The organism is Pseudomonas sp. USTB-Z (genome assembly GCF_019691255.1).
In the GTDB taxonomy this organism is placed as follows: domain Bacteria; phylum Pseudomonadota; class Gammaproteobacteria; order Pseudomonadales; family Pseudomonadaceae; genus Aquipseudomonas; species Aquipseudomonas alloputida.
Map to the genome: position 1 here is coordinate 104,943 of NZ_JAECZP010000012.1, position 13,095 is coordinate 118,037.

9 protein-coding genes are annotated in these 13,095 nt (G+C 62.9%); all 9 read right to left on the reverse strand.

Annotated elements, in window-relative coordinates:
* Positions 1-8 precede the first annotated feature (8 nt).
* Positions 9-1,466 carry an MBOAT family protein gene (locus I8746_RS15690; RefSeq protein WP_047604385.1) on the reverse strand — a complete coding sequence of 486 codons (1,458 nt, stop codon included), beginning with the start codon at positions 1,464-1,466 and terminating at the stop codon, positions 9-11.
* Between the two features lie 198 nt (positions 1,467-1,664).
* A complete protein-coding gene (locus tag I8746_RS15695) occupies positions 1,665-2,768 on the reverse strand; it encodes a mannuronate-specific alginate lyase (protein ID WP_019752510.1) in 1,104 nt (367 codons plus the stop codon).
* An 8-nt stretch (positions 2,769-2,776) separates the two neighbouring features.
* Positions 2,777-4,216, reverse strand: a complete 1,440-nt coding sequence (locus I8746_RS15700; protein WP_064490717.1) for an alginate O-acetyltransferase — start codon at positions 4,214-4,216, stop codon at positions 2,777-2,779.
* A gap of 13 nt (positions 4,217-4,229) precedes the next feature.
* Positions 4,230-5,789, reverse strand: coding sequence for a mannuronan 5-epimerase AlgG (gene algG / locus I8746_RS15705; RefSeq protein WP_003251754.1), 1,560 nt, complete (start codon positions 5,787-5,789; stop codon positions 4,230-4,232).
* A 22-nt stretch (positions 5,790-5,811) separates the two neighbouring features.
* On the reverse strand, positions 5,812-7,290 hold the full coding sequence (locus I8746_RS15710; protein ID WP_003251756.1) for an alginate export family protein: 1,479 nt from the start codon (positions 7,288-7,290) through the stop codon (positions 5,812-5,814).
* On the reverse strand, positions 7,287-8,720 hold the full coding sequence (gene algK / locus I8746_RS15715; RefSeq protein ID WP_003251758.1) for an alginate biosynthesis TPR repeat lipoprotein AlgK: 1,434 nt from the start codon (positions 8,718-8,720) through the stop codon (positions 7,287-7,289). The genes I8746_RS15710 and algK overlap by 4 nt, the downstream gene beginning before the upstream one ends.
* Positions 8,721-8,730: 10 nt before the next feature.
* The gene (locus I8746_RS15720; protein ID WP_088513323.1) at positions 8,731-9,897 is read right to left on the reverse strand and encodes a PilZ domain-containing protein; all 1,167 of its coding nucleotides are present in this window, start codon (positions 9,895-9,897) and stop codon (positions 8,731-8,733) included.
* Positions 9,898-9,934: 37 nt separating this feature from the next.
* Entirely contained in the window at positions 9,935-11,416 is a 1,482-nt protein-coding gene (locus I8746_RS15725; RefSeq protein ID WP_003251762.1) for a glycosyltransferase family 2 protein, read from the reverse strand.
* A gap of 86 nt (positions 11,417-11,502) precedes the next feature.
* Entirely contained in the window at positions 11,503-12,819 is a 1,317-nt protein-coding gene (locus I8746_RS15730; protein WP_004577139.1) for a nucleotide sugar dehydrogenase, read from the reverse strand.
* Positions 12,820-13,095: the final 276 nt, after the last annotated feature.

A 13,095-nucleotide genomic window follows, 5' to 3' on the forward strand; every position in this document is an offset into this window, starting at 1 on the left:
CATCAACCTCAGAACTGGAAGTAAAGGAACGGCGAGTAGCTTTGCGCCGAAAGCTTGAGGATCGAGGCGACGAACAGCAGCAGGATCAGTGCGCGGGTCATCACCCGGGTCCAGTCCAGGCCGATCGAGCCGTCAGCGTTGACCTGCACCGGGGCCACCTTCGGCGTCGGCCTGGCATTGCGGTAGAAGTCGCGCAGGCCGAAGAACGCCAGGGTGAGGTAGGCGATGACCAGCGTGGCCACCTGCAGACCGGTGAGCTGGGCGCGGTTGAGCTCCGACAGCTGCCAGTCGCCGAAGCTGAACATGGCGCCGTACATGCGGGCTGCCACCTGCAGGTTTTCGGCGCGGAAGATCACCCAGCCGACCACCACCAGCAGGAAGGTGAAGGCCCACTTCACCGGGTTGAAGCGCTGCGGGTTGGTGTCGAGGCCCAGCGCGCGCTCGATGGCCAGCCACATGCCGTGCCAGGCGCCCCAGATGATGTAGGTGAAGTTTGCACCGTGCCACAGGCCGCCCAGCAGCATGGTCAGGAACAGGTTGCGGTAGGTATTGAAGGTGCCTTTACGGTTACCGCCCAAGGTGATGTACAGGTAGTCGCGCAGCCAGGTCGACAGGCTGATATGCCAGCGCCGCCAGAACTCGGTGATCGACTGGCTGATATAGGGCTGCTTGAAGTTTTCCATGAAGCGGAAGCCCATCATCAGGCCCAGGCCGATGGCCATGTCGCTGTAGCCGCTGAAGTCGAAGTACAGCTGTGCGGTGTAGGCCAGGGCGCCGAGCCAGGCATCGCCCGTGGTGGGGTTTTGCAGGGCGAAGCAGTGGTCGGCGACCACGGCCAGGGTGTCGGCGATGAACACTTTCTTGATGAAGCCCTGCATGAAGCGGGTGCAGCCTTCGGAGAACTTGTCCAGCGTGTGGGTGCGGTTGTTGAACTGGTCGACCAGGTCCTTGAAGCGCAGCACGGGGCCTGCGATCAGGTGCGGGAAAATCGCCACGAACGCTGCGAAGTCGATCAGGTTGCGGGTAGCCGGGGTGTCACCGCGGTATACGTCGATGATGTAGCTGATCGACTCGAAGATGTAGAACGAGATACCGATCGGCAGCAGCACGTGGGTCAGAATGAATGGCTCCAGGCCAAACGACGTCATGATCGCGTTCAGGCTGTCGACACCGAAGTTGGCGTACTTGAAGTAGCCGAGGATCGCCAGGTCGACACCCACGCCGAGCAGCAGCCAGCGCTGCGCCGGCTTGGTGCGCACACCGGCGGCACCGACTTTCAGGCCGATCCAGTAGTTCCACAGGGTGACGCCGGCGAACAGTGCCAGGAAGTCCACTCGCCACCAGGCGTAGAAGATGTAGCTGGCGACCAGCAGCAGCAGGTTGCGATAACGTTGCCCGCTCAAGTAGTACAGGCCGAGGAAGATCGGCAAGAACAGGAACAGGAACACGTTGGACGAGAAGACCATCCCGGTTCTCCTAATTTGTTCACAGCATCCAGGGCAAAGCGCCCCCCAAACCCCCCAGTGCAAGACTGGAAGGCAACTTAGATTCCTGTGGGAGCGGGCAAGCCCGCGAACAAGGGCGAAGCCCTTGCCATGCACCGCGGTGGCTTCTTCGCGGGCATGCCCGCTCCCACAGGTTCCGCCCCCGCAATGGGGGTCAATTCATTTCTTGCTCTCTGCACTCGGGTCGTAGACCCGGGTCACATCGCCCCCCAGCCGGAAGCTGTTGAACGGCTGCATGTCGTGCTTGCGCTCAAGCGTGTCGCCGACGCAGTGGTACAGCGCACACCAGGGCTCGAGCCAGGAGTACTTGCTGTCGACCTTGAGGTCGGTCATGTCCTGTTTCTTGCCCGCGCGCGCCTTGAAGTGGCTGGGATCGCGGGCGCCGGCCAGCACGCCTTCACCCAGGCGCTGCAAGGCGAAGTTGTTCTCGGCGCGCAGGTCGACGCCATTGGCCTGGGCGAAGCTGGCAATCATCGCCAGCGGCGGCAAGGCGTAGTTGTGATAAGCCAGCGCGCGCTGCTTGCGCTTGATTTCGTTGGGCAGGAAGCCTTGGTCATCCACCTGGTTGGCGCCCACCTTGTATTCCTTCACGGCCCAGTCGAACAGGTCGCGACGGTCGGTGGCGACGGCGGTAGCCATGACCGACCAGGCCGCCCAGTAGCTGTGGTTGTTGATCTTCTCCAGCGGCAGGTCGCTCCAGTCACGCACAGTCTGCTCGGCCAGGCGGCTGAGCCATTTTTCGATCAGGTCGGCCTCGGCCTGGTGTGCCGCCAGCGGTTGCGAGTTGGAGAATTTCAGCCGCAACCATGAACCGCTCATGCTGCCCAGCGCCCATTTGCGCATCGACTTGCCGGTATGGTTGTAGTCGGTGGACAGCAATGCACCGGCGCGTGCCCAGGTACCCAGCCAGGTCAGGGTGCAGTCGAGTTGCGCCGGGCGGCCGTCGCGCATGTACTGGCCGACCATCTTGCTCACGCCTTTCTCCAGCGTGGTGATGTCTTCGGTCGACGTGCGGAAGGCCTTTTCCGAGGCTGCGTTGAGCGTTGCCCGTGCCTTGTCCGAGCCTTCGTACTTGCTGCGAAACTGCAGCGGGCCGGTGTATGGCTTGGGCGCCGCTTCGCAGCGGAAGTTACCCTCACCGGTCTTGAGCTTTTCGATCCCCTGGTAGTAACCCTGCGGCGGTACCAGCGCGGCGTGCGCGGCACCACCAAACAAGGCCAACGCGAGCAGGGCGGGGCTGGAAATTCGCTTGAAAATGGTCATGGGTCGCCTCACTGGCCAGCCTGCGCGGTCTGCGCAGGCACGGCGAAGTTGTTGCGTTTGCAGAGCTTGGCTTCGACCTTCTGGGTGCCGCTTTCCGGCCCTTGTACCTCGAACGCCAGCAGGCTCTGGCTGGCCCAGTCCTCGTCTTCGCGCATCTGGAAGACGAAGCGGCCGTCGGTGTCGGAGGTTTCCGGTTTTTCCAGCTTGATGTCCTCATGGCGGCCGTTGAGGTACCAGAGGGTGGCCTGCAACACCTTCACCGAGGGGTCTTCGAACTTGACGTCCATCTGCAGGTTGCGGTTGATCAGGTCTTTGATCACGCCGCCCTTGCCGTTGACCATCAGCTCGTTCTTGCCAGGCTTGAGGGTGGTGCTGGCGCTCATCAGGGCTGGGCGGTCGTCGCAGCCGTCGTCGAGCAGGCCAAGGATTTGCCGCCAGATGGTTTCCTGGTCCAGGCGGTACAGCGGGGAGAATTCCCAGATCAGGATCTTCGGCGGGTTCTTCTGGAATTCCTCGCTGCCCAGGTACTGGATCATCGACCCTTCCAGGCCACCGCCTGGGAAAGCGACGTTGAGCACGTCGGCGCCGATGTATTGCTCGAGGAAGCCCGAGAAGTTGTAGTTCTTGCCGCTGTGGCTGGTACCGACCAGGGTGATCTGCGCATTGCCGCTGTCACCGAACAGGTCGTCGCCACCGCTCGCGCCTTTCGGCTCGGTGGCGAACTGGTCCATGTACTGGACGGCGTAGCTGGTGCCGCACAGTTGGCCGGCAACGTTGTGCAGGGTGCCGGTCTTGCCCATGCGCCCGGACTTCTTCGTCTCGAATTCCTTGCGCGGGATGCCTTCGAAGGCCGGCATCTTGTGCACGGTGTCGGCCACGATCTTCGCCGCGCGCTCGGCCCCGTACGGCGTCCAGTGCTGGTCGCCACGGAAGTAGAAGTCCTTGCCCTGGTCAGCGGCGGCCAGTTGCTCGTTGGTCAGCGGTGACAGGTCGGGCACGTTGTAGCCCATGCTGGCGAAGCGCTTGAGCATGGCCTGGTAGTTGCCCAGGGCCTTCTGGTAGTCGAACGCGGCTTTTTCGGCCGGGTTGAGCATGTTGCGGTTCACCAGGCCACGGGTCGGCTGGTACACCACCACCAGTTCCACACCACGTTTCTTGAACGCGTCGTGCACTTGCTGCAGGCGTTTGTAGCCGGCTGGGGTGGTGTTGAACTCGGTGCGCAGGTCTTCGCGGGTGCGGAACAGCCAGTCGCCCTGGGCCTGCACCAGCGTGGTGAAGTTTTGCTGATAGCGGGTGGTGTAGCGGCTGGCATCGTGCGCTTCAGGGCACAACTGGCAGCAGGGCTCGGCGTTGAAGGTCGGGGCCTTGACGTCTTCGGCGCGCACGCCCTGGCTGATTGCCAGAAGGGCGGCGGACAGGCCCAGCAGTTTCATCAGGTGTGGAGTCATGGTCTGGGCTTCCTTAATCGATCATTTCGGTCTGGCGTTCGACCGGGTCGATCAGCACAGCCTTCTGCTGGCGTACCAGCAGGTCGAGGATTTCGTCCTGGCGCTCACCCAGCACACCATTGAGGCTGATGCCGCTGGCCTTGCGCGGGGCGAGCATGGACACCTTGTACAGCTCGACCGACAGCGGCGAGTCGATCGACAGCGGGCCGGAGCCGTTGGCCGACAGCTCGCCACCCACCACGATCAGCGACACCTTGGTGTCGAACGGGTCGAGGGCGATGTCGCGGTCGGTGTCGGACAGGTCCTTGATGTGGCCGTATACGCCGACCAGGCCGTTGGCCATGGCGACGTTTTCGTACAGGCGGATGTTCACGCTGTTACGCACGCGGATGCCGTGGCGGCGGTTGTTGACCAGCTTGTTGCCCCAGATCAGGTTGTCGCCGCTTTCGTACAGGGTGATGCCGTCGGTGTGGTTGCGGTAGATCTCGTTGTAGGCCACCAGGTTGTTGACGCTGTTACGGTCGATCACCACGCCCGAGAGCTTGTTGTCGTAGCTCTTGTTGTTGATGATCCAGCTGTCGTTGACCTCACGCGAAACGATGATGCCGTGCTTCTTCTTGGTGCCGTACACCGTGTTGCCGGCGATGATCAGGCGATGCGAACGGTCGTGCGGGTCGATGCCGTAGACGATGTTGTCGCGGTAGGTGCTGTCCTTGATCACGAAGTCCTGGGTTTCGTAGCAGTAGAAGCCGTACCACATGTCGCTGAACTCCGAACCGATGATCCAGCCGGTGGGCTCCGGGCGGCCCATGCGCTTGGCCATGTTCGGCGTGTACTGCGAGATGCTCACGCCATACGACTTGGACTTGGCGTAGCCGAAGCTGGCCATCTTCGTATTGACGATATAGGTCTCGGTACCGCCCCACGACAGCAGAAACGGGCGGAATTCCTTGGGCGAGCGGAAGGTCGCCGGGCCGTTGTCCTTTTCCCGCCAGCCGGTCACCTGGGTGTCGGTTACGAACAGCTTGCCGTCATTGACCAGAAAAGCGCCGCCCTCCTGGGACAGGCGCAGCTGTTTGACCTTGCCGTCGATCTCGAGGATGCCCTTTTGCCCGACCACGATCGGCAGGCGTGCCAGGTAAACCCCAGGCTCGACTTCGCTGAAGTACTGTTTGGGTACCTTCTTGCTCAGCTCGGTCAGGTCGACATGGCCGTCATCGACGAAAATCGCCTGCGGGATGCCGTGCTGGCGCTGCACCCACTCGGCGGCCTTGTTGTCGCCGCCAACGAACTCCTTGAGGGTGTCCTCCTGGAACATACGGCGCAGGCTGACCTTGCCCTTGTGGCGGCGGTCGATTTTCTTCTGCACCGCCTCGGCCGTGAAACCGGTGAGGTCGGGCAACTTTGGCGGGTCCATCTGCAGCGGCTCGATCGGTGCGCTGGCCACCGTATAGGTCTTGGCCTGCTGCAGCTCCTTGGCTATCACCTGGGGCTCTGCGGCAGTGGCCAGGCCGCTTGCCAGCAGCAAGGCACTGGCCAACAGGCTGTGACGTAAGTGCGGGTGAAGGTTCATCACGGTCAGTCCCCTACCGGCCTCAGAAGCGCCAGATGACGTCGACGAAGGCGCGGTGCATGTACGAGTCCGCTTCCTTGCCGTAGGCGTCGCCCGGCTTGAATACACCGGCACGCAGGCGCACCAGGGCTGACGGCTCGTCGATGGCCTGGCTCATCGAAGCCGGCAGCAGGCCTTGCTTGAAGTACTTGGTCACGACCACGTCCATTTCCTGGCCGAGGTCTTTTTCGCCATCGACCAGCGGGCGATTCACGCCGTTGTCGTTGACCACCGCGTTGATGCCACTGGAACCGATGTTCTGGTTGCCATCGACCCGCCAGAATTTGTGGTAGATCAGGCTCGCGTCATAGTCGTCACGCAGCTGCCACGAAGCGAACAGGGTGGCGGCCTGCAGGTTGCCCAGCTCGCCGCGGAACGCTTCGCCGAAGCGGTGCACACGCGAGCGGGTGCCGGTGAAGTTGGAGCGGTTGCTCTCCAGGCCGGTCTGCTCGAAGTTGTTCGAACCGTCATCGCCGCCGCCGCCGCTACCGCGGGCGTACGCGGCGCCGACCTGCCATTGCGGGTCCAGACGCAGGCGGATACCGAGGTCGGTTGCCCAGGCGTTGACGTCACCGCTCTGCTTGCCGGTGGCGACCTGGTCGTCACCCACCTGCTGGGTGCTCAGCTTGTCGCGGTCACCGGTCAGCCAGGTGACGCTGCCCCAGTAATTCACGGTGTGGTCGTTGCGCCAGTTGTAGGCGTCGCTGTTGGCCTCCAGGCCCAGCCAGGTAAGGTCGCCAGTGCGGGTCTTGTCCAGCGCGTCGACCGTTTCGCCGGGGTTCTTCAGGCTGCCGCTGTCATGTGTGTGGTGAGCGCGCAGGCCAACCCAGTGGCCAGGGGTCCACTGTGTGGCGACGTTGCCGTAGATGTGGGTGCGGTCCTTGTCTTCCGGCGCCAGTTCGGTGAGATCGGTGCGGTATTCGCTGAAACGCTGGGCGACGCCCAGGTCGGCCTTGAGCAGCGTGGTGTCGAAGGTCCAGTTCAGCGCTTCGATGTTGGTATCGCGCCACATGCCATCGTCGCTGCGCAGGCGCTGGCGACCGAAGCGCAGTTGCTCGCCTGGGTAGGCGGTAAGGCCGCTGTAGCCGACCCAGAACTCGCGCATGGCCAGGTAGCTTTTGTCTGGTTGACGGCTGTCGTCGCCGGTGTCGGTGCTGGTGCCGTCGTCGTTCTGGCGCAAGGTGTCGGTTTCGATGGTGTCGGTCGCAGCGACTGCCTGGCCCATGGCGTAGGCACTCCAGTTACCGCGCTCGCCGTACACCCACGGGCGCAGATCCAGGCCCAGGCCGTTGACGTCGCCGCCAGAGCGGGTGCCCAGGTCACGGTCGTCTTCCGACTGGCCGGTGATTTTCACGTCCAGGCCGAAGTTTTTTTCAGCGGTCATTTCCGCCAGGGTCGGGCAGGACCACAGCAGGGCGAAGCTCAGGCCGATGCCGGCTTTCACGAAGGGATTGAGCGTCATAGCGAGTCCTCACCGTCTACTTCTTTTTCGTCGTCTTGCAGGGCTTCGAGGGCCAGGGTGCTATTCGCGCCCTGCGCCAGGCTGCCGCGTGCACGCTTTTCCTGGTCCAGCAGTTGCTGGGCCTGGTTGCGCTGATCAGGTGTCAGTTGCTGGTCGAGCTGCTGCAGCAGTTCGGCTGATTGCGGCGTCGGGTTGGCCTGCGACAGCTGGGCGAACACCCAGGCGTTGCCCGGTTGCGGGCGGATGCCGTGGCCCTCGCTGAACAGCTGAGCCAAGGCATAGTCGGCGCTGTTCTGCCCGCCACGGGCGGCGGCCAGCAGGTGGTCGACGGCTTTCTGCGGCTCGACATTGCCCAGGTAGCCGCGGCGGTAAAGCTGGCCCAGGTAGTAATGGGCGCTGATCTCACCGGCTTCGGCAGCGGCTTGCAGGTGCTGCTCGGCTTTTTGAGCGTCGGCTGGCAGGGTTTTGCCTTCGTAGTACAGACGGCCCAGCAGCAGTTCGGCGCGTGGCTGTTCAGCTTCGCGGCCTTTGTCGATGTAGGCCATCAACTGGTCGGTGTCGCCCAGTTCGGGGAAGTCGTATACCAGCTGTGCCAGGCTGACCCAGGACGCCGGGTTGGCCGGGGCTACTTGCTCGAGCAGGTCCTTGGCGGTTTTTTCGTCGGTCTGGCCAAGGCTACGGTCGGCCAGCACGCGGGCCACGCTGTCAACACGGGTGGCCGGCACTGCGCCACGGGCGTAGGCGGCCTTCAGCTGGCCGAGCAGGGCGGCTTGCTGGTCGGCCTGGCCGCGTTTCTGGTACACGGTGGCCAGTTCGACGTAGCAGATGTCGGTGCTGTTGAGCGCCGCCTTGCAGATCTTTTCCACTTCGCCCAGGTGCTGGTCATAGGTGCCCTGGGTGCGGTACAGCAGCACCTGGGCCAGGCCCGCTTCCGGGTTGCCGGCGGCGCGCCACTGGTCGATCTGCTGCTGCGCGTTGACCTTGGGGAAGCTCTGCGGGTAGCTGAGGTAGAGCATCGCCAGTGGGATCAAGGTGTTGCTTTCGCCTTGACTGGCCGCTTGCTTGAGCAGGGTTTCTGCTTCTTCGCGCTCGGCCTGGGTGCTGTCCGGCTTGGCCACCAGCAGGCGGCCAAGGCGCGCCTGGGCGCGTGGGGACGTGGCGGCTGCAGCGCGATAGGTGGCTTCGGCTTCCTTGATTTGCGAGGGGTCGCGGGTGGCCACCTTGATGTCCGCAAGGCCGACTTGCGCTTCGCTGTAGCCCAGGTCGGCCAGCGCCTTGTAGTTGCGCTCGGCCAATGCCGTGTCACCGCGCTTCATGGCCTCGTTGGCCAGGCGCTGGTCGGGCAGGCCGGCACAGCCGGCCAGGGTGATGGCGGCGGCCAGTGCACACAATCCCAGGTTCACGCGGACCTTGTAGGTATCAGAGATCATTGTCCGTCCCTCACAGGCCACGGGCCACGGCTTTGTCGATCAGCCAGTTCAGCGAGGGGCCACGGTCGCTGTTGACCGAGGCCGGGCGGCCGGCCAGTTCGGCGGGCAGGCCGCTGTCTGGCTTGATCTGCACGCGGATGTCGGAGGACAGGTCTTCGCTGTTGAGGCTGGCGCTGCTGACGATCTGACCGGTGCGCACTTCGTCTTCGCCGGCCACCTGGAAATTGACCCGGGTACCTGGCTTGACCTCGTCGAACTGGCGGTAGCTGAAGCGCGCCTCGACCATCGGGTTGGTGGTGCGTGGGATCAGCTGAAAGATCGGCTGGCCCTTGGCGGCGTACTGGCCGTCGTCCACCAACTGGCGCGCGACCACGCAATCGCAGGGGCTGGTGAGGGTGCCGGACAGTTGCTTGCCGAACAGCTCCTCGATCTTCGCCGGCTCCAGCTGTGCGTCTTCAAGGTTGCCCTTGAGCATGTCCAGCATGCTGGTGGTGAAGCTGGCCAGTGGCGCGCCCTTGGCGATCTGCCCACCGCTTTCGACCAGGCTGCTCACGGTACCGTCGCGCGGCATGGTGACGTTGGTGGTCGGCACTGCGACCACACCGGCTTCGGCATGGCTGACGAAATACATGCCATACAACGATTTGGCGACGAAGCCGAAGGCCGCAACGCCGACCACGAACACGCCCAGTGTGACGGTGACTGCCTTGAAACGGCCGAAGGCGCTCAGGCCCGACCCGCCGTCCTTCTGCTTGCGCGCCTTGGTGAAGTTGTCGCGCTGCAGGGTGCTGAGTACGTCGCCGATGCTGATCAGCTCACCCGACAGGTGGCTGGTGATGATGTGCCGCAACGTGGCGATGTCGCGAGGTTCAAGGTTCTGGAACTGCGCACCGATACGGCCATTGTCCGGGTTGTACGAGCGCACCTGGAACTCGATGTCCATCGACAGGCCCAGGTTGTCGACCACGAACTGCAGGCGCCCGCGCAGCACATCGCCCACCGACTGCGGTTGCTTGGTGTGGAAGCTCAGGCCGCCGGCAGAAAGGTCTTCGACCTTGACTTCGTGGACCTGGCGCTGGGCGTCCAGGAACCGCAGCTTGGCGGGAATGCGTACCCGGGCGTGTTGGCGCTGGGCTTCGGACTCATGCACGACATTGACGTTCACGGCGGTATTCATGGTGGTTTGTTCCTGTTAGATCCGATCCGGGTTGGGCTCACACGACCATGAACAGCACAGCAACGAAGATGCTGGCAGCCGAGAAGGTCATGGTCCGCGAGGACCAGGTGTTGAACCATTGTTGAAAGCTGGCGAGGTCACGCTTGAGGGCAGTGGGCTGACGCGTCCACGACTGCTTGTCGAGGCGGAAGAACACGTAGATCTTCATCAGCGCGCCGATGATCTGGTTGTAATAGAGAATCAGCGGGTAGGCTGGGCCTACGTTGTGGCCTGAGCACAGCAGCATGATGGTGAGGATCAGGCGCGTGATGCCGATCCACAGCAGGTACACCAGCAAGAAGGCCATGCCGAACTTGAGGCTGGCGATCACCGCCACGGTCAGGCCCAGCAGGCTGGTCCACATCGACACGCGCTGGTCGAACAACACGATGCTGGTGAACAGCCCCAGGCGGCGCAGGCCAAGGCCCAGTGCCCGTGAGTTCTGCCGCAGGTTGTTGCCGTACCAGCGGTACATCAGCTTGCGGCTGGCCTTGAGGAAGCTTTTTTCCGGCGGATGCTCGACCGTGTTGATGGCGGCGTCCGGCACGTAGAAGGTGTCGTAGCCCAGGCGCATCAGGCTGAACCAGCTGGACTTGTCGTCCCCGGTAAGGAACTTGAAGCGGCCCAGGCGCCAGTGCATCAGCGAGTCGCTTTCGACGTCGGCGATGAACTCGGGGTTGGTCACCACACTGGCGCGGAACATCGACATGCGCCCGGTCATGGTAAGCACGCGCTTGGACAGGGCCATCGAGCACATGTTGATGTGGCGCTGGGCGAAGCGCAGCTTGTGCCACTCGCTCATGATGTAGCCGCCACGCACTTCGCAGAATTCATTGGTGGTCAGGCCGCCCACATTGGGGAACAGCTTGAACCACGGCACGGTCTTGCGTACCACGCCGTCGGCCAGCACGGTGTCACCGTCGATTACCGCCACCACGGCGTTCTCGTCCGGCAGCATGCGCGAGATGGCGCGGAAGCCGTAGGCCAGGCCATCGCGCTTGCCGGTACCGGCGATACGCACGATGTCCAGCTTCACGTGGGCCGGCGGGTTGTACTTGGCCCACAGGCTCTTCACCAGCAGTTCATCGGACATTTCCACCAGCGAGCAGACCACGGTGGTGGGGAAGCCGCAGTTGATCGCCTCGCGGATCACCGAGCTGTACACCTGGGCGGTGGTCAGCGCTTCGATACGGAAGCTGGTGACCATCAGGTAGACATGCGACGGGTCGGTGGCGTTACCCATTTTCTGCACCTTGCGGCGCAGGTACGGGTACACGCCGTAGAGGAAGATCATGCCGCGGATGAAATGGGTGGCGCCCATGGAGTAGCGCCAGATGCCGACTGCGCCGACCAGGAAGATGAAGTGCTTCGACTGCGAGTCGAAGATATCAGCTGGCAGGGCCAGGGCGATCAGCATGAGCAGGCTCATGTAGAGCAGCCACCCGGCGCACTGCAACAGCACTGTCTGGAGCCTTTGCATGTTCAGCATCCGTCGAGAATTCGGGAAAGGGTGGGCAGCGAGGAGGCGGCTCTTGTCGAGTGCCTCATCGCTGCCCGGCCGGGCACTTACCAGCAGATGCCTTCGGTACGGGCGGTAGTGCTGGTCGGTTTGTTCATGAAGCCGACCAGGTCGATCACCTGCTTGCCGGCTGGCGCTTGCAAGGCCAGCGCACGGAACTGCTCGTCACGGTTGCCGAGGACGATGATGTCGGCGTTGTCGATCACCTGCTGCAAGTTGGCGTTGAGCAGCGACGACACGTGCGGGATCTTCGACTCGATGTAGTCCTTGTTGGCGCCGTGAACACGGGCGTACTGGACGTTCTCGTCGTAGATGTCCAGCTGGTAGCCCTTGCCGATCAGGCGCTCGGCCAGTTCCACCAGCGGGCTTTCGCGCAGGTCGTCGGTGCCGGCCTTGAAGCTCAGGCCCAGCAGGGCGACCTTGCGCTTGTCGTGGGCTTCGATCAGCTCGAAGGCGTTCTGCACCTGAGATTCGTTGCTGCGCATCAGCGAGTCGAGCAGCGGTGCACGGACATCGAGGCTGGCGGCGCGGTAGGTGAGGGCGCGTACGTCCTTGGGCAGGCAAGAGCCGCCGAAGGCAAAACCTGGGCGCATGTAGTACTGGGACAGGTTGAGGACCTTGTCCTGGCAGACCACGTCCATCACCTCGCGGCCATCGACGCCCACCGCCTTGGCGATGTTGCCGATTTCGTTGGCGAAGGTGACCTTGGTGGCGTGCCATACGTTGCAGGTGTACTTGATCATCTCGGCCACTTCGATCGGCTTGCGGATGACCGGGGCGTCGAGTTCTTCGTACAGGGCCTGGAGGATGTCACCGCTGGCGCTGTCCAGTTCGCCGATGACCGTCATCGGTGGCTGGTCGTAGTCCTTGATGGCGGTGCTTTCACGCAGGAATTCCGGGTTGACCGCCACACCGAAGTCGACACCGGCCTTCTTGCCCGAGCAATCTTCCAGGATCGGGATGACCACGTTCTTGACGGTGCCAGGCAGCACGGTGCTGCGCACCACGATGGTGTGACGGCGGGTGGTGTCACGCAGCACGTAGCCGATTTCGCGGCACACGGACTCGATGTACTCCAGGCCCAGGTCGCCGTTTTTCTTGCTGGGGGTGCCCACGCAGATCATCGACACATCGCTGGCACGGATGGCTTCGGCGAAGTCGGTAGTGCCGCGCAGGCGGCCATTGGCGATGCCCTGTTGCAGCAGTGCTTCCAGGCCAGGTTCGACGATGGGCGACTTGCCCTGGTTGATCAGGTCGATCTTGGTGCTGGACACGTCCACACCGATCACTTCATGGCCACGCGCCGTCAGGCAGCCTGCACAGACTGCACCCACATAACCCAAACCAAAGATGCTGATACGCATCGCTATCACCTCATGTGTTTATCACGCCGACGCCTCCGCAGAGAGCCGGGCTGGGTTGATTAACAACAGTTTTCGGGCGCACGGATCCATGGCGAATGCACACTTCGCCGAGCGCAGGCAAAATAAATCCGGAACGCAAAAAGTTATGCGCTCAAAGTTGGCACTCAATAGCCATTCATTAAAAAACGTGCCCTGAAATGCAGCCGTCTTTATTGCAATGCGCTACTTGGCGCGTTGCTGTGCTTGTTTTTTCAAGTGAATAAATCCTTTGAAATC

What these genes read in the sequence shown, in the direction of transcription:
- I8746_RS15725 (WP_003251762.1), bottom strand. Translation starts at nt 11,416, where the DNA reads ATGCAAAGGCTCCAGACAGTGCTGTTGCAGTGCGCCGGGTGGCTGCTC.
- algK (WP_003251758.1), bottom strand. Translation starts at nt 8,720, where the DNA reads ATGATCTCTGATACCTACAAGGTCCGCGTGAACCTGGGATTGTGTGCA.
- I8746_RS15710 (WP_003251756.1), bottom strand. Translation starts at nt 7,290, where the DNA reads ATGACGCTCAATCCCTTCGTGAAAGCCGGCATCGGCCTGAGCTTCGCC.
- I8746_RS15720 (WP_088513323.1), bottom strand. Translation starts at nt 9,897, where the DNA reads ATGAATACCGCCGTGAACGTCAATGTCGTGCATGAGTCCGAAGCCCAG.
- I8746_RS15730 (WP_004577139.1), bottom strand. Translation starts at nt 12,819, where the DNA reads ATGCGTATCAGCATCTTTGGTTTGGGTTATGTGGGTGCAGTCTGTGCA.
- I8746_RS15690 (WP_047604385.1), bottom strand. Translation starts at nt 1,466, where the DNA reads ATGGTCTTCTCGTCCAACGTGTTCCTGTTCCTGTTCTTGCCGATCTTC.
- algG (WP_003251754.1), bottom strand. Translation starts at nt 5,789, where the DNA reads ATGAACCTTCACCCGCACTTACGTCACAGCCTGTTGGCCAGTGCCTTG.
- I8746_RS15700 (WP_064490717.1), bottom strand. Translation starts at nt 4,216, where the DNA reads ATGACTCCACACCTGATGAAACTGCTGGGCCTGTCCGCCGCCCTTCTG.
- I8746_RS15695 (WP_019752510.1), bottom strand. Translation starts at nt 2,768, where the DNA reads ATGACCATTTTCAAGCGAATTTCCAGCCCCGCCCTGCTCGCGTTGGCC.